The organism is Aliiroseovarius crassostreae, from assembly GCF_025137635.1.
GTDB classification, from domain to species: Bacteria; Pseudomonadota; Alphaproteobacteria; order Rhodobacterales; family Rhodobacteraceae; genus Aliiroseovarius; species Aliiroseovarius crassostreae.
On the sequence record NZ_CP080772.1, the window covers coordinates 1,616,487 to 1,633,866 of the forward strand.

General features: G+C 53.8%; 13 protein-coding genes and 1 pseudogene. 2 read left to right on the plus strand and 12 right to left on the minus strand.

Annotated elements, in window-relative coordinates; translation table 11 throughout:
• Positions 1-49: 49 nt before the first annotated feature.
• The 4 genes and pseudogenes from K3J57_RS07715 to K3J57_RS07730 all read right to left on the minus strand — a co-directional run.
• Positions 50-212 (minus strand): annotated as a pseudogene (locus K3J57_RS07715) (transposase); the annotation flags it as partial.
• 290 nt (positions 213-502) lie between these two features.
• Positions 503-1,033: a chemotaxis protein CheD gene (locus tag K3J57_RS07720; RefSeq protein ID WP_259783356.1), complete on the minus strand. Its 531-nt coding sequence runs from the start codon at positions 1,031-1,033 to the stop codon at positions 503-505.
• A gap of 1 nt (position 1,034) precedes the next feature.
• Complete coding sequence (locus K3J57_RS07725) at positions 1,035-2,114, minus strand: protein-glutamate methylesterase/protein-glutamine glutaminase (RefSeq protein WP_259790442.1); 1,080 nt, start codon at positions 2,112-2,114, stop codon at positions 1,035-1,037.
• Positions 2,104-4,716 carry a methyl-accepting chemotaxis protein gene (locus tag K3J57_RS07730; protein WP_259795328.1) on the minus strand — a complete coding sequence of 871 codons (2,613 nt, stop codon included), beginning with the start codon at positions 4,714-4,716 and terminating at the stop codon, positions 2,104-2,106. The genes K3J57_RS07725 and K3J57_RS07730 overlap by 11 nt, the downstream gene beginning before the upstream one ends.
• Before the next feature lie 309 nt (positions 4,717-5,025).
• On the opposite strand from K3J57_RS07730, the gene K3J57_RS07735 reads away from it, so the two are divergent.
• A complete protein-coding gene (locus tag K3J57_RS07735) occupies positions 5,026-5,682 on the plus strand; it encodes an NnrU family protein (protein ID WP_259783359.1) in 657 nt (218 codons plus the stop codon).
• A 406-nt stretch (positions 5,683-6,088) separates the two neighbouring features.
• Here the strand turns inward: K3J57_RS07735 and K3J57_RS07740 are convergent, their stop codons facing one another.
• The 5 genes from K3J57_RS07740 to K3J57_RS07760 all read right to left on the minus strand — a co-directional run bounded on the left by K3J57_RS07740 (position 6,089) and on the right by K3J57_RS07760 (position 12,231).
• Positions 6,089-8,359: a response regulator gene (locus tag K3J57_RS07740; protein ID WP_259797746.1), complete on the minus strand. Its 2,271-nt coding sequence runs from the start codon at positions 8,357-8,359 to the stop codon at positions 6,089-6,091.
• A 20-nt stretch (positions 8,360-8,379) separates the two neighbouring features.
• Positions 8,380-9,291 carry a PhnD/SsuA/transferrin family substrate-binding protein gene (locus K3J57_RS07745; RefSeq protein ID WP_259795329.1) on the minus strand — a complete coding sequence of 304 codons (912 nt, stop codon included), beginning with the start codon at positions 9,289-9,291 and terminating at the stop codon, positions 8,380-8,382.
• 121 nt (positions 9,292-9,412) lie between these two features.
• A complete protein-coding gene (locus K3J57_RS07750) occupies positions 9,413-9,625 on the minus strand; it encodes a FeoC-like transcriptional regulator (RefSeq protein ID WP_259794882.1) in 213 nt (70 codons plus the stop codon).
• 39 nt (positions 9,626-9,664) lie between these two features.
• Positions 9,665-11,995, minus strand: a complete 2,331-nt coding sequence (feoB, locus tag K3J57_RS07755) for a Fe(2+) transporter permease subunit FeoB (protein ID WP_259795331.1) — start codon at positions 11,993-11,995, stop codon at positions 9,665-9,667.
• A complete protein-coding gene (locus K3J57_RS07760) occupies positions 11,992-12,231 on the minus strand; it encodes a FeoA family protein (protein ID WP_175502307.1) in 240 nt (79 codons plus the stop codon). Before K3J57_RS07760 ends, feoB begins: the two co-directional genes overlap by 4 nt.
• 316 nt (positions 12,232-12,547) lie before the next feature.
• Between K3J57_RS07760 and K3J57_RS07765 the strand changes: the two genes are divergently transcribed.
• Complete coding sequence (locus tag K3J57_RS07765; protein ID WP_259795333.1) at positions 12,548-13,840, plus strand: DUF8689 domain-containing protein; 1,293 nt, start codon at positions 12,548-12,550, stop codon at positions 13,838-13,840.
• A 206-nt stretch (positions 13,841-14,046) separates the two neighbouring features.
• On the opposite strand, the gene K3J57_RS07770 is transcribed toward K3J57_RS07765, so the two are convergent.
• Genes K3J57_RS07770 through K3J57_RS07780 form a run of 3 tightly spaced genes read right to left on the minus strand, consistent with a single transcriptional unit; the run spans position 14,047 to position 17,377 of the window.
• Positions 14,047-14,985: a type II secretion system F family protein gene (locus K3J57_RS07770; protein ID WP_259783363.1), complete on the minus strand. Its 939-nt coding sequence runs from the start codon at positions 14,983-14,985 to the stop codon at positions 14,047-14,049.
• Positions 14,986-15,001: 16 nt separating this feature from the next.
• On the minus strand, positions 15,002-15,955 hold the full coding sequence (locus K3J57_RS07775; RefSeq protein WP_259790465.1) for a type II secretion system F family protein: 954 nt from the start codon (positions 15,953-15,955) through the stop codon (positions 15,002-15,004).
• Positions 15,956-15,961: 6 nt separating this feature from the next.
• On the minus strand, positions 15,962-17,377 hold the full coding sequence (locus tag K3J57_RS07780; protein ID WP_259783365.1) for a TadA family conjugal transfer-associated ATPase: 1,416 nt from the start codon (positions 17,375-17,377) through the stop codon (positions 15,962-15,964).
• Positions 17,378-17,380: the final 3 nt, after the last annotated feature.

Here is a 17,380-nt window from a genome sequence, read left to right on the forward strand (position 1 = left end):
ACCCAACTTTTCAGGTAAAGTTGTAGCGTGTCCAAGATGTATCGTGTGTAAGCTTGCGCCAACGATACAAAAGTATTGGGGGCCACGCCATTGCGACTCGCAACAGCAGAGATGCTCTCCCTCGCAAACGTGGTCTCTTCAACAATCCGCAACCTGTCAGCCGCGGACCATCGACGACGACGGCCACTGTCGGTGATGACTGCACTCTCCAGACATAAGCGTGCGCTTAAGGCTATCCTTAAGCCTCCCAGGCCAAGCCAAGGTGTTCGGTCGAAATGGGGGCCAGTTCAGCCTGCAACCATCAGTTTGATCCTGAGACAAACGAAACACATTTCTTTCGAGGCGGCGATTAACGCATGTGACGCGTCGGATAGTCCAACCCCATTCTTAGCGGCGCGGGCTGGCACCCCATCAGATCGGGTCGCAAAGTTCACAAATCAACCCACACCATTCAGATAGAGTTGGTCAAGTTAGGGATCAGAAATACCGCTCATCATGAATTTCAGAACAATTCAACGTCGTTGCGTTTTACCATACCATGTTTGATCAGCGGGAGATCCCTTGCGACCATTTTTTGACGGACACAGCCGGTTCCTGGCCAAAAATCAAGACGACGCGCTTTGTTTCCCCCCAGGTCCCCCCCCACATACGGGATATTCTCTTTCTTGAGAAAATTTATGACAAATTCACCATTCCTTACGCCGGCATCTGAAAGCCCTGCAATCATTTGAGCGCCTCCAAAAACTTTTGCCTTCATGTTATTTCTGCGCGCGCCCATATGAATCATACCGTTTATCAGTAGTTCCATCCCATTCACACCATGCCCAAAAACCTCTTCGGCATTCTGAGTGTCATCACAAAAAAGCACATGATTCATGCCGCCAATTTCTGACAAATCATCCCACAAACAGGCAGATACACATGATCCCAACAGCGTGGAGATAACCGCATCTGGTCCCTTTTCTATCGCGAATTCACCTTGAGATATGTAGGTTCGCACAACTTTATTGTTTGGTAGAGAGAACGGCGTCATTTCAACTCGTCCTCTTCAAACCGGAACACATATCAAGAATGGCGTTTGGGAGTTGAGCGAGAGGTAAAACGACGTCGACACCTCCTTTTTCGATCGCAACCCTTGGCATTCCGAAAACTACAGAGCTTTCTTCATCCTGAGCAAGGCAAGTCGCGCCTTGGGCTTTTAGCCGAGCCATACCTTCCGCACCATCATTTCCCATACCCGTCAAAATGACCCCAACGACCCGATTTGCTATAGCTTGGGCAGACAGCATCATTTCGTCTACAGACGGGCGGTGCCCCGTTCGTTTAGGCGCTTTAAGAAGGTGAATTTTCGGATCCGGAGGATTGACCAATACCAAATGCGTTTCGCCTCCTGGCGCTATCAAAATCTCTCCAGGAAGCGGTCGGTCTCCTTCTTTTGCCAAACGAACTTGTGGCTTTGCAATTCTGTTTAGCCGATTGGCAAATTTGGCTAAGAACTGTGCTGGCATATGTTGGGTAATCAGAATGGGTGGGCAGTTCACTGGCATTTTTTGAACCAGGAGCTCCAACGCCTCCACTCCACCCGTAGATGCTCCAATTAAAACGGTTTTTCCGTTCCAGTTACTAAACCCCTGATGCGGTGACAGATTTTTTCCCATTGCGCGCCCAACAGGGCCTATTCGTGCTTGCGCTGCGGCGTGGATCGTTCGCGGAAGGCTCTCAAGTGAACTTTGCCCAGCACCGGGACCGGGTTTCAATATGCATTCAAAAGCACCTAGCGATAATGCTGTGATAGCAGCTTCACTGCCTTCAGAGGTCAATGATGAGAACATAATAACTGGCATTGGTTTTGCCCGCATCAATCTACGCAAGAACTCCAACCCGCTCATCCCTGGCATTTCAACGTCAAGCGTCATTACATCTGGAGATTTGGTTTTCACCAGTTCCCGAGCTTCTAACGCCGACGCTGCTTCTCCCACAACCTCTAAGCGAGGGTCTTTTTGAAGGCAAAAGCGTATCAGGCTTCGCATTGTCGGACTATCATCCACAATAAGAACGCGTGTAGGCAGTTTCTTTGCGGAGACACTCCATGATCCTTTTAGATCAAAACTCATCCCAATCCTCATAGGTATGGTCCGCTTCGACCTGCTGTGCGATTGCTACCGAGCCTTGGGGGCCCGGGAGGGGGTGGGGATGGATGGCACTCTCTTCGGTTTGTGAAATGGGTTCGACAAAAACATCAGCTTCAATGATTTGTGCTGCAGGCCGTTCCGCCTGACCGGTTTTGAAACGGGACATGGTACTGGTCAGCGTTTTGGCCTCACATGTCAACGAATGGCTGGCTGCGGTTGTTTGTTCAAACATGGCCGCATTTTGCTGCGTCACCTGATCCAACTGGTTTACCGCCTCATTGATTTCCGCGAGACCTGCGCTCTGCTCTCGTGCAGATATGGCTATTTCTCCGACATTCCGGCTGATTTCACTGACACTTTCCACAATCCCGACCAGGGCTTCTCCCGCTTGGTCCACCAGATGCACGCCACGTTTCACCTGGCTGCCTGAAGCGGAAATCAGTTCATTGATCTCTCGTGCAGCGTCAGAAGAACGTTGCGCCAGGGCCCGCACTTCCGAGGCGACCACCGCAAAGCCCCGCCCCGCCTCACCCGCGCGTGCCGCTTCAACCCCGGCATTCAACGCCAACAGGTTGGTCTGGAACGCAATATCGTCAATCACGCCGGTAATTTTCGAGATTTGCAGGGACGAGGTTTCAATCTCGCCCATGGCCTCTACGGCCTCCCGCACAACCTCGCCAGAAACTTCTGCATTTTTCCGTGCGCTTTCAACCACTTCATTGGCATGCGCTGCACCATCTGCTGCGGAACGCACCGATGATGTCAGCTCATCCAGCGCCGCGGCTGTCTCCTCCAGCGTGGCTGCCTGCCTTTCGGTTCGCTGTGACAGATCATCCGCTGCATTCGAAATCTCGGACGCTTCCCCCTGGATCATCTCGGCATTCTCAACCACCCCGCGCATCGCTGTAAGAAGGTTGTCAACAGCCCGGTTGAAATCGTGGCGAAGCTGTTCGTAATTCTCGGAGAACGCATCCGAGATCTCGGTGGTCAGATCCCCGTCCGACAAACGGCTCAACCCCTCGCGCAGCGCATCAACTACACGGTTCTGGGCCGCCTCCATCTCAGCCCGACGAACCTCCGATGCCTCTATCTCCCGCCGCGTCTCCGTAACATCCGTCGCTATCAAAACGATACGCATCAACCGACCATCAAGGTCACGAACCGGAACAAACCCGCCGTCAACAACCAATGGCGAACCATCACTTCCTGTCAAAACAAAGTGGTCATACAGAGATGCGCCTTGGGAAACATGTTGGATCACCTGTTGAAATTGCTCACTATTTCCATCAGAGCCGGAATAAAGCTCCTCGAAAGCCAACCCAGACAGGCTTTCAATCTCTCTTCCCAACAGATCAGAAAAGTGAGCATTGCAGCTCATGATCTCTCCATCCAAATTGAGATCAACCTTAATCTGGTTTTCGTCAATCGCCTTCATCAGCGCTTGGTTTACAAAACTGTCCGAAATATCCGACCACTCCGCCACATATCCAATGACATCTTCTTCCGCATCACGGACATCGTTAATCATCACGCGATAGCGACTTTCACCAACGACAAGATCAACCATACAAGGGAGATTTTCAGCGGCTGCAATTCTGTCCAGAGCGGTCGGATCTGTTGCGGCCTGCAGAAACGTTTCCAGGCTTTCCCCTTCAGCACCGCCCATTGGGAACCCCTTAATACAACTCAGAAATTCCTCTTTTTTTTCGGCAAAAAGTGCCTTCATAGCTGGGTTGACCTCTTGAATGGTCAAGGTGTCATCCGTCATCATGAGATTGGTAGAGACATCCCGGAATGCTGTACTTCGGAACTGGTTTTGCTTTTCGAGCTCGGCACCTGTAGCAAGTTCGCCCGCAAAGTCACATAACGCTCCGGCCAAATTCCCCATCTCATCACCATGGGCAGCAGCTTTGATTTCCACATCATAGTGCCCTTTGGAGATTTGTCGGACCGCTGTCCCAATTTGTTTGAGCGGCCCGACGACAACCTTCTGAACTCCGAACATGATCAGAACTAGCGCTACAAGAAAAACCGCCGCCGAAATCGCTGTCGTACGAACTTGTTCAACGCGCACGAGTTCTCGGGTTTTTTTTGCATTCCAAGCGAATGCCAGAACACCATAGAACTTTTTTCCATCTGCAGAATATATCGGATAAGCGTAGTAAAGGCCGTCACTCGCCTCTTGTGCGCGTTGCGTTTGCACGGCCTCCTCAACCAGACCTTCCAAAAGCGGCATGTCATTCAGCTCTGGCCCCATCTGGGCCAGGACACGGCCATTCTTCGCGACGGCAATGACTGTAGGGGAATAAGGGTCTTCAGGATCAACAACTGTCATCAGCCGGTTCTGTATCCCATTGGCACTCATCACCTGAAAAGACCCCAGCAAACTTTGTCCCAGCAAACGGGTGATTTCCTGATTTTTCGCCGAGGTAAGTTTATCAACGACCTCGTCACTCCCCTTCAAAGAAAGAAAAACCATAGACAGAGCTGCGACGCCTATGGATGCAACGATCGTCGCTGTCAGTTTGACAAACACGGAGTTCAGTTTCTTGGGTGAAAATTTTCCATGAGCATCGGTGGTCATATTTGGTCCCATTCCTTTTGCCGTGCAACCTCGTGAATTGGTCTTTCGCCAGACTAAGGTGTGGAGTGTTGAAATGGGGTTAAAAGCAACCAGTAAGAAACGCGAGACTGATTTTGACTTAAGCGATTGTTTTCAATCATATTTTGATTGACAATTCATCACCTGTGCACTGACAAATTCCACATTAGTGGACGTTTGGGATTATCTATCTCATGCTGTTGGCAGAACATGACTTCAATTCCGCATTTCGTTTCAGATCCTGCTCCGCTACACAGCAAGGCGAGGATTGTTTGCAAAGGGGACGAGCAGATGCAGGACTGGAGCAGTTTCTTACTTGGTATACTCTTTTTCTTCGTCAGCCACTCGATCCCCACCCGGCCCAAGGTCAAACACCGCCTGGTAAATGTCCTCGGCAAGCGGGGCTTCACACTGGCCTATAGCATCCTATCCATTGCAGCACTGACCGTATTGATCCTGGCTGCCCGAACGGCCCCCCATATTCCAATCTGGCATTGGGAAAGCTGGCAGAACCATCTGGCCCTGACCTTAATGTTTCTCGCAATTATCCTTGTCGTGCTATCGGTCGGGCGCCCCAATCCCCTATCTTTCGGGGGCAGTGACAACGCACTTTTTGATCCGAATAATCCGGGCATTGTCGGTTGGTTCCATCATCCGCTACTTGTCGCACTTCTGCTTTGGTCAAGTGCACATCTGGTGGCAAATGGCGATCTGGCACATGTGATCATGTTCGGACTGTTTGGATTGTTTTCCCTGCTTGGCCGGACAATCATCAACAAGCGAACACGTCGAGAATTGGGAACTGAGACCTGGGAGGCATTGCGCAAAACTCGCCTTGGTTTCAAACCAAGTATAAACGGGAGTATCCGTTTCGCTCTGGGCATTGTGCTTTTTGCCGCAACAGTTTGGGCACATGAGTTCATCATCGGCATTTCTCCCCTACCCTGACAAAACAGCGGGGTGCCCCAACCATTGTTCCTAATGGCCGGCAACGGCACCGTCTCGGTTAGGGCCCGCCAATCCGCTTTTCCCAATTGTAATGAGAACACGTGCTGCGCCCTGACACTAGGAAACCACCCAAATTGGGCAGCCTAGTAGCACTTACCTGCCGTTTCCCGCCAAGGCACATCTCTGTAATTTCTTTTCCCCCATGTCGACCTTCTGCCGAAATTGCAGGGCAGAGTATCCCCCCAAAAGGGGGGCACTACATTGCGATCTTGAATAAGTTCTACCTAAACACACAGAAACTGGCCTTAATGCCGCATTACACGCAATATCATTACAAAGCGCCCTGTTAAGTATTTCGCAACGCGTTTCGGACTTCATACACTGAAAGCACCAGTTCTCCCATTGTTCAGACCGGGCTTTCTCCATCCCCAACCCACATAAGGCACATATCCAGCAAAGCAGATTTATTTATTGGTTTGGTCAAAAAATCATCCATACCCGCAGACAAGCATTTTGTTCGATCATCCTTTCTTGCATTGGCCGTCAAAGCCACAATGGGACACCGCGTTTGTTCGGTTTCTTGCTCCCAAAGACGTATTTCTTTGGTTGCCTCAATCCCGCTCAAGACTGGCATGGACATATCCATCAAAATTACGTCCGGAGGACACGCTTTGTAACTGTCAACTGCCTGCCTTCCATTTTCCACAAACTCAGTAGAAATCGGCGTCCCCTTCAACATACTCCGGACAACCAAGCGGTTTGTTTTATTGTCGTCCGCCACCAGAACACGGAAGGCCGGTATGCTTTCATCAAAGCCGCCCCCGGCCTGTTGATCCGGATTTTCAGCAGTGGCGGGATGTATTGCTGACCAAATAGTCTGATTCAATGCTGCCATACGCAGGGGTTTCTGAACCACCGCTGCAATACCCAAGGCATTTCGAACATCAGCCGAAATACTTTGATCGGCCGAAGATAGAACAATAACCGGTGTGTCTTCATGCCAACCACTCGTTCGCAACCGTTGAACCATTTCTATGCCTGTCATTTCTGGCATCTGATAATCTAGGACAATGACATCAAACCCGGCCCCCTGTTCGGCAGATTGTTGAAGTATTTCCAAAGCCTCTTGTCCCGATTGCGCCAAAGTCACATCAGCATGCCAGTTACCCAGTTGCTCTCGAAGGATATGCAAATTGAGGGGGAGATCGTCGACGACCAACAGTTTGTAATTTTTTAGATCTCTGCTCTCGACTTTCATATATTCAGTTGGGCGCTGCACGGGCTGAAGTGGTAAGGTTACTGTAAAAGTGGTGCCTTTGCCGAATGTTGACCGCACCTCAATCTCTCCGCCCATCAGCTCGACGAGGTGGCTGGAAATTGCAAGTCCGAGACCGGTTCCTTCGTATTTTCGGGTATTAGAACCATCGACCTGCTCAAACGCGCGGAAGATTTTTTGGATCTGATCCTCTGGGATACCTATGCCAGTATCGGTGATGGCAAAAACCAGCTTCAAATCACCATTGTGGTCGGCCGTTGAAACATCCACGCAAACATGTCCCTCAGACGTGAACTTAACCGCGTTACCCGCAATATTTGTTAAGATCTGTCGCAAGCGTACGCTGTCGGCAAAAATTCCGTCTGGGACATCTGTATGATATCTCAACACGACTTCGACACCTTTCATACCCGCGCTGACAGACAGCATGCTCATCACTTCTTCGCAGGTGCGCCGCAAGTTGAACGGGGTCGGATCAAGAGAAAACTTCCCGGCCTCCGCTTTTGAGAAGTCCAGGATGTCGTTGATAATGGACAGAAGCGACGCAGCGGAGCTGAGGATCGTGTCGGAGTAGAGCTTCTGATCCGTATCTAACTCGGTATTCTGCAGCAGATCCGCCATTCCAATAATCCCGTTCATGGGTGTTCGGATTTCGTGGCTCATGTTGGCGAGGAACTCTGATTTGCTTCTGTTGGCATCGTCAGCTGCATTCCGTGCCTTCTCCAGCTCTTTTTCGCGTGCATCACGGCTTCGCAAGTTGGCCTGCAGAACTTCAACAGAGGCGTCCAGTGCTTTTAACTCTCTCCCCACAAACCATGGCATGGACTGTTTCTGGACGAACTGCCCGGACAGAACGCTGGACATCCTCGCATGGGTTTTGCGCAATGGGCGCAATGCAAACAAATGGGCCAGAAGCAGGAACAAGGCTGAAAGAGAAGACACGGTCAACAGCGTGTTCAAACGGGTGTGGCGCACTTGCTGTTCAATCAGCTGCGCCCCTTCGCGGGTGGACCACGCCACCTGCATCTGCCCAAAGCTCTCTCCTTCAAAGACAATATCACTATTGAAATCAACAAGTTCATGCTCAGCTCGTTCCTCGGCGGAACTCGCTGACGCAATCGGTCGTCCTTGGTCATTGATCAAGCGGATCGAAACCATCTGCGGGTAGCGATTGATGGCCTGTCGCATCGCCGTTTCCAGAACCGGAACATCTTCGACGATGATATCCTCGATCATGGCCCCGCTCAGCAGTGAGACCGCCAGTTCCGCCTGCTCACTCAACCGTTTGTTCAGCTCTACCACACGCGTGCTCCGCTCAAGCTCTCCCAGCAAAAGAGCAACCCCACCTGCAGCAAGCAGCATGGACAGAACAATCTGCGTATAGACACCGTTGAGCTTCATCTTCACACCAAACCCATCAATCAAAACGACGCGCTGTGTTGCATGGCATCGCGAACGAGTTGGTAATCCTCGTCAGTGCCCGCCAGGAAACCGTTTTTCGAGATTTCCCGAACCCGCTCATCGTTCTTTTCTGCCAGCATCACATCTTGCATTGCCTGCATAACCCGATCTGGCACTTTCGGGTGGGCCAGCCAAGGCTTGGTAACATTGTCAAAGTCAAACAAGACACGCAAAGGCACCCCTTTTTGAACCAGCTTCTTATACGTGCTTTCCTTGAGCGCACCGGCATCGAATTTACCTGCGCCCACGGCCTCTCCAACCAGATCATGACGGCCAAGGAAGCTGAAACCAGACAGGTTCGCAGCTGAAACGCCCGCGTTCAGCAGGTGGGACTGCGCCAAGTACCGACCAATGGTTGACAGCTCATCACCGAAGGCAAAGGAATGCCCTTTGAGATCTGCAAGGCTATCGAATTCACTGTTTTCATGAACGGCGATCACCCCCTTGAAACGCTTTTTACCCTTCTTGGATTCCATCGCGACAATCTTGACCTCGGGGTTCATCTCGGTCACCGCGACGTAAGAGGCGGGACCGAAACGTGCAAAATCCACGTCGCCATTGGCAAGCTGTGCAATGCCATCTTCATAGGTTTTGGAGATTTTCATCCTGATATCGACGGGTTCCCCCAGACGTTCCGACATCCGCGACGCGAGGAACGTCAAGAAAGGTTTGTATTTCTTGACGGTTGCCGTGGGTTTGTCCGCGGCATAGGTGCCAAAAACGAGTGTGATATCGGCCCGTGACTGACCGGGAACAAGGCTGAAAAGGAGCACAAGAGCAAAGGCCGCAAGACCGTCAGCAGAGCGTTGAGCCCAGGTATTTACCAGGGTTCGAACCCGACCGGTGAGGTGGTTACAGTTGTCTTCTTGCATCACGCGACCCTCCAATAAGCCCCGGTGCCACGTGACCAAAAAGGTCCTGTGGCAGGGCGATCAGGGTCAACCTTAAGGACAAAAGGAAAACAACTTCTTAAGCATAACCGGGAAGATTTTCTCAACCGACCCAGTCATAGATCTCCAGACTGTCTGTGACGTCACACCCCCCACAATCACGAGAGCTCGCGCAACTGCCGCAAGTGGCCCTCAGGTTCTGCCGGCGGATCACACCCTTTGCGACCCAATGTGCCAGCATTCCCCTGACCGCATCGGGCGGGCGCCTGAAATGGTTTGAAATCTCAAGCAGGCTGACGGATTGCCGCGATTTCACATAGGATCTGAGATCTAAGAGCAAGGCACCTCTCCTTCATCAAACGGATCCGGCCGTCGGACCACGGCCCGGCATATCAAGCGCCCCAATGCGGCGCCCGGCCCGTTTCAAAAGCAAAAACAGGACCAGCAGTGCCCCCAAAATCCCGGCCAACCACATTCCTGTTGCCAGCGGATGGCGGGCAAAGGTCGCAATCTGGTAAAACAGAACGGCCGATCCATAGGCCATCGCCATGGTCCATCCCCCGGCAAACATTGCCCATCCCGGGCTGGTCTCACGCCAGATTGCGCCAAGCGCCGCCACGCAAGGCATGTAGAGAAGGATCAGGAGAAGATAGGCAAATGCGCCGGCCTGACCATCAAACAGCGTGGCCATTGTGCCGAAAACAGTCCCGGACACCTCTTGCTCCGCCGCAGCAATTTCAGGAGAGCTGACATCGCCGATCTTCAAGCCCAGCGGGTCGCTTGCCATGCCCAGCCCCGCTTTCAGGTTCGGCACGATGGTCGACACAGCGTCCCCCACCCCTTGCACAAGCGAGAAGGAGGCGGGCTCCCCTGCCCCATCCTCGGCCAGATCGGTATATAAGGTGTTCAGAGTGCCAACCACGGCCTCCTTGGCCAGTATCCCGGTAAAAATCCCGACGGTGGCGGGCCAGTTCTCTTCGCTGATACCGATAGGGGCAAAAATCGGGGTCAGGTTGCGCCCCACAGCCGAGAGGACAGAGGCCTCGCTGTCTTCATTCCCAAAGGATCCGTCCGTGCCCCAGGAGTTCAGAAAGGCCAGCACGGTCACCATGACCACAATCACCTGTCCCGCTTCGGTCAGAAAATCACGCAAACGATGCCAGCTGCGTTGGAAAATGCCGCGCGCAGAGGGCCAGTGATAGGCGGGAAGCTCCATGATAAACGGGGTGGGTTTCCCCGGCAAAAGGGTGGCCTTTAGCATCAATCCGGTGCCAACAGCAGCCAGAAGCCCCAGAAAATACAACAAAAATACCAAGTTCTGTCCGCCGGTCGGAAAGAAGGCCGCTGCAAATAATGCATAAACCGGCAGGCGTGCCCCGCAGGACATGAACGGTGCCATCATCACGGTCAGTGTCCGGTCGCGCTGGCTGTCCAGCGTGCGGGTTGCCATGATTGCCGGCACGTTGCAGCCGAACCCGACGATCAACGGGACAAAGCTTTTGCCCGGCAGGCCGATCATCCGCATGAAACGATCCATCACGAAGGCGGCGCGCGCCATATATCCGCTGTCTTCCAGCACCGAGAGGAACAGAAACAGGCAGGCCACGATGGGAATGAAGGTTGCAACCGTCTGGATGCCGCCGCCCACCCCGGTGGCCAGCAAGGTTTCCAACCAGCCCGGCGCACCAAGCTGGTCCAGAAGCGCAGCCAGCCCATCAACAAAAAGGGTGCCTGCCAAAATGTCGAAGAAATCAATGAACGCACCACCGATATTGATGGTGAACATGAACATCAGATACATGATCAGCAGGAAAATCGGAATGCCCAGCACCCGGTTCAACACCAGCCCATCCAGTTTTTCAGACAGCGAACGGCCGAGTTCCGAACTGCGCTGCACCGTGGCGTTGGTGATCTCCGCGACAAAGTCATATCGCCCGCAGGCAATCAACGTGTCCGCGTCAATCCCGCTTTCCGCCTCGATTTCTGCCCGCAAGGTTTTTGCGGCCTCCGCGGTGCCCGGATCAACCAAGGTGGGGCAAAGCTCATCCCCTTCCAGATGTTTGATCGCCAGCCATCGGCGGCTGCCCGCACCGACATGGAACCCGGTTTCCGCATCCAGCCTGTCGATCGCCTGTTCAATCTGATCGGAAAACCGTGTGGTGGCACGAGGGGGCTCTGGATGGCGCGCGGCCGCCACCATCTGCTCCACCAGCCCCTCCAGCCCGGTCTTGCTGGCGGCACAGGTCGACACCACCGGACAGCCCAGCTTTCGCGACAACGCATCGAGATCAATATGGATGCGCCGTGTTCTGGCGATATCCATCATGTTCAGCGCCACCAGAAGGGGCGCGCCCATTTCCAGAAGTTGCACGGTCAGATAGAGATTGCGTTCAAGGTTCGATGCATCCACCACATTGACCACAAGATCGGGCTGTTCCGTCAGGATAAACTCACGTGCAATCCGCTCATCCAGCGAGGCTTCCCCGCCGACGATGCTCAGTGAATAGACCCCTGGCAGGTCGACCAGATCTATCCGAGTGTCCTGATGGGAAAAGGACCCGACCTTTTTCTCCACCGTCACTCCCGGCCAGTTGCCCACATGTTGATGGGTTCCGGTCAATGCGTTGAAAAGCGTGGTTTTTCCGCAATTCGGGTTGCCGGCAATGGCAATGGTCAAACCGCTCATGACAAGACCTTTTTCACGATCAGCACCTCGGCTTCATCCTTGCGCAGGCTGAGTGCATATCCCCGGACCCTGATTTCCACCGGATCCCCCAGCGGGGCAACGCGGGTTACGCTGAACTGGGTGCCAAGGGTCAGTCCCATTGACAAAAGCTTGCGGCGATACGGCAATCCGCCGGGGCAGAACCCCACCACGCTGGCACTGTCTCCGACCGCAAGATCTTTTAGTTTGATGTCCATTCCGGGCCTCGCCGCGCGCGATTAATCAGACAATTTTTGTAAGCTATTAGACAAACCACCCGTCAAGTCCTTGATTTAGGTCAATTTGGCCTCCTTCCCCTTGGTCAGCCCCCGCGAAAAAGCAGCAGGGTCTGATCCCCAAGACAGGCACTGCTCTACCCGCGGGCGATCAGGGCCTGTAGAAAGCTCAACTTTTGACGGCCAATGGAGATCCCTCCCCCTGCAAGATCCCTCGCAAATGCGTGGCAAATAAGGGAGTTTTGTTGCCTGAGCCGCTGTATTCCGCTACGCTTCTTGCAGGGGAAAGGAATTGATTATGAAGGATTTTCAAACCAACACCGCACCGAAAGAAATTTCCGAAACCGGCCTTGATACACATTTTCTGATTGGACTGATTGCCAAGATCATGAACGAAGGCGGCACAATGGTGGCCGCGCAGATTGCCGGCATTGTAAAGCTCTCGCCCATACTCGTGCGACAGATCCTGAACAAGATGCAGGAGCTGCACCTGATTGAAGCCCGCGGATTGGAAAGTCAGGATATTAAATCAGACATCCGCTACGCGCTCACCGATCGGGGCAAGAAAGAGGCCTATGAAGCGCTTCTCATGTCGAAATATGTCGGCCCGGCCCCCGTCACGCTTGAGGCATTCTGGGCGCAGATCAAGGACCAGACCATCAAACATGAGGTCATTCACCGAGAAGAGCTGGAACGCGGCCTTTCCCATCTTGTGTTGCCCGACGGGATGATCAACCAATTGGGCCCGGCGGTGAATTCAGGGCGATCAGTTCTGCTTTATGGCGAAGCGGGGAACGGGAAAACCTCGATCGCGGAAGCCTTGGGAAAGGTGTTTTCCCAACAGATCTTTATTCCCCACGCCTTTATCGTCGGCAGTCAGGTTATCCGCTTCTTTGACGAAACACTGCACGACGAGGTAGACGAGGACGAGGCGGAAAAACGCGCCCGCGACCAGCGGTGGGTCAAAATCGAACGCCCGGTTGTCGTCACCGGGGGCGAGTTGACACTCGATATGCTGGATCTGCAATTTGACGAACATTCCCGCCTCTATGAAGCACCGATGCATCTCAAGGCATTGGGCGGCGTGTTTGTGATCGACGATTTCGGGCGACAGAGGTCCTCGCCCACCGAGATCCTGAACCGCTGGATTGTCCCTTTGGAAAGTCATTTCGACATCATGTCTCTGCATACCGGGCAGAAATTCCGCGTGCCGTTTGACCAATTGGTGATGTTCTCAACCAACACCCTGCCCGAAGATCTCGCTGATGATGCCTCGCTGCGGCGGATCCATTTCAAGATCTTCGTGCCCAGTCCAACCCGCGAGGATTACCTGCATATTTTCAGCAACCTTGCCAAAGTGCGCGGACTGGATTTCGACGGGGCGGTTCTGGGGCGGTTCTTTGACAGCCACTATAAAAAGCGCAATGTGGTGCCATCCGGGGCGCATCCGGGGTTCCTGATTGATCACGTCAAGGCGCTTGCAGCCTTCCTTGGGCAACCCGCAGAGCTTAGCGAGGATTTCCTCGACGTGGCCTGGAAAAACGTGGCCGTGGCGCGGCGCAAACGCAAAATTACGGATCTGTCCCTGTAAAGGCACTTGCCGTCCCTAAAGTGTTTCGACGTTCACCTGAGACAGGGAAAAGTCGGCACACTGTCAAAGATAACAATGTTGTGGGCGTTTCGGAATAAACCTGTGTTTCAAGTTTATTCCGAAACGCTTTAAGCACAGCCATCAAACACAGAAAAGGCCCCTGAACGGGGCCTTTTTTGATCTGAAACCGGCGCGCTGACAGGGTCTTAACCCGGAGGGCTCAGGGTCATGAACATTTTCAAGATCCCGATCAATACCGGCACAAGCACGATCACCAGATTGACGGGGAACATGAAAACCGCAAGCGGAAACAACATCTTGACCGGCAGCGCATTTGCTTTTTCCTCAGCACGCACAATACGCAGCGTGCGCATCTCTGCACTGAACACCCGCAACGTCTTGCCAACGCTGGAGCCGAGTTCGATCGACTGGCGGAACAATGTGGCCAGAGAACGGGCTTCCTCCAGATTTACCTGAGTTGCAAAATTGCTCAGAGCTTCATGAATGGGGCGCCCCGCCCGCAATTCCAGCACGATAATGCTGAGATGGGTGCCGAAATCAGGGTTGGTCACCAGAAACTCCCGCGAGACCCGATCGAGGGCTGCGTCAATCCCAAGTCCTGCATCCACGCAGACAATCAACAGGTCCATGAAATCGGGAAAGAGTTTGCGATACTCCCTCTCACGCCGCTTGCCTAAATTGTCCAATACGACATTGGCGAGGATGAAAACCGCCCCCGAAAAGGCAACGGCGAACATGAGCACCACCATCGGTCGCACAGAAGACGACAAAAGGTAGGTTCCCACCCAGATCAGCACAAACACAGCCACCGCGACCAGGGACCGGATCAGGTTGAAAACCATCGGTGCCCGGCGCGAAAAGAAGCCTGCGCGGATCAGCCGGGGTCTCAGACTGTCCGGTGCATCATTGCGCAGAACCTCAAAGAAATACCGCGCCGTTTCATTTTCTTCACTGAGGAGTTCGTCCAACTGGCGTTGCTGATATTGCTTGCGCCCGGACGTCGTTGATTTGATGCGCGCTATATTGCGGCGAACCTCCCGCTTACTGGAAACATAGTTCACCACACTGAAAGCCAACAGCAGAACCGCCAGAAAAATCGCAGCAAGAACAGGTAGTTGTGTCATCTCTGCTCCTTCCAGCCTAGAAATCGAAATTGACCATGCGGTTCAGAATAATCATCCCAAACCCCATCATGATAAGGCAGATCGTGACCACCGTGGTGGCGTATCCAGTGTCGATCAGGGGATCAAAATAGTCGGGTGCAAGCAGCTTGATCACGAAATAAAGACCAAACGGGAACACCGCCATGATCACGGCCGTCAGACGCCCCTCAGCCGAAATTGCCCTGATCTTTGCCCTCAGCATCAGGCGATCCCGGATCATACCTGCCAGGTTTTCAAGAATTTCCGCCAGGTTCCCACCCGTTCCCGACTGCACCGTGATCGTCACGGTCAGCAACTTCAGCTCATCCACGCCGACGCGCTCTTGCATGTTCACAAGCGCGCTTTCGATATCAAAGCCAAAGGTCAACTGGTCACTGAGCAGGCCAAATTCAGACCCGATCGGATCCGGCATCTCCTTTGACACCATCGCAATCGCCGCATTCAGCGGGTGCCCCGCCTGCAGCGACCGCACGATCACATCAATGGTGCCCGGCAATTGGGTGACAAACTTTTTCATGCGACGATGGCGCAGGACAGCAAGCGCCAAAAGCGTGTTCAGCCCTGTGAAACAGAATGCAAAAACCAGTTGAACGGGCAGTTTTCCAGAGACAAAGACACTGGCGATCAGCCAGCCGATTAAAAACAGAAACAGCACGTAACTGATCCGGCGAGGGCGGCTCATTTCCAGACCCGACTGATTGTAAAGGCGCACCAGCCGATCCAGGATCACCCGCGCCCCCAGATCAGACCGGATCCCCCGCTTGAGGATCAGCGTGTCATAAGCGGAATTCTGATTGTCCGAATGCGCCAGATGGCGAAGGCGGCTGTTAACTTCCCGCGTTGCCCGCCGCGACCGCAGCAGCGCACGGGCAAGTGTGTCGGTCAGCAGCAGGGCTGCGACAAAAACGGATGCGTATATCAGGGCCTGCAACACGGATCATTCCACCTTTTTTGCGGGGTCAAACATGCTCTTGTCCAGAACCAACCCAAGGGTTTCCAACTCATCCAGAAACCGCGGGCGAATGCCCGTTGCCCGAAACTCACCTTCGATAATCCCGTCCTCAGAGATCCCCGTGCGCACGAATTTCATGACTTCCTGCAATTGGATCACGTCCCCTTCCATGCCCGTCAGTTCGGAAATCGACATCAACCGGCGAGAGCCATCTCGCTGCCGGTCCACCTGCACAATCAGATGGATGGCTGATGAGATCTGAGAGCGGATCGCATTCTGGCTCATCGGCATCCCAGCCATGCCCACCATCTGCTCAACCCGCGACAGCGCATCACGCGGGTTGTTGGCGTGAATGGTGGTCATCGACCCTTCATGCCCCGTATTCATCGCCTGCAACATGTCAAAGGCTTCGCTGCCGCGCACCTCGCCGATCACAATCCGGTCCGGGCGCATCCTGAGCGCGTTTTTCACCAGATCCCGCTGCAGGATTTCATTGCGCCCATCCACCGAAGGCGGGCGCGTTTCCAGCCGGACCACATGGGGTTGCTGCAGCTGAAGCTCCGCCGCATCCTCAATCGTCACCAGACGCTCTTCATGCGGAATGAACGCCGACAGCGCGTTCAGAAGCGTGGTCTTACCCGAGCCTGTGCCGCCGGAAATGATCAGCGAAACCTTGCCCTCGACCGCAGCGGCCAGCAACTTGGCCATCTGCCCCGGCAGGGCGCCATTGGCGACCAGCCTTTCCAGGCTGAAGGGCGAGCGTGAGAATTTGCGGATCGACACCTGCGGGCCGTCCACCGCCACAGGCCGGATCGCCACATTCACCCGCGACCCATCCTGAAGGCGCGCATCCACAAGCGGCGAGCTTTCATCGACACGCCGCCCGACCGAGGCCACGATCTTTTGCACAATCCGCATCAGGTGGTTTTCGTCCTTGAACCGCACCTGTGTCTGTTCCAGCCGCCCGAACCGTTCCACGTAGACCCGGTTTGGCCCCACAACGAGGATATCGGAAATTGTGTCATCGCCAATCAGTGGCTCCAGTGGGCCAAGGCCAAGCATCTCATCGGCAATATCGGAAATGAAATTCTCAAGTTCCTTGGTGCTGAGCGGAAAATCATTGATCCGCGCATAATCCCGCACCAGCGGGCGCAGCTCATCATGCAATTCTTCCTTCTCAAGCGTATCGAGCACCGCGAGATTGATCTTGTCGAGCAGGAACCGATGCAGATCAACGCGTTCAGACACGAAATCAGGCAATTCCGCCGCCTTGGCCTGCGCCGCTGTGGATCCGCCTTTTGCCCCTGTCAGATCCCGTTCGCGCAGCACAAGGTCAGTTTCAACCGGTGCTGCGACGCCATCGGATTTCTGCTCCGCTTTTCTGAAAAATCGTCCTGCCATGAT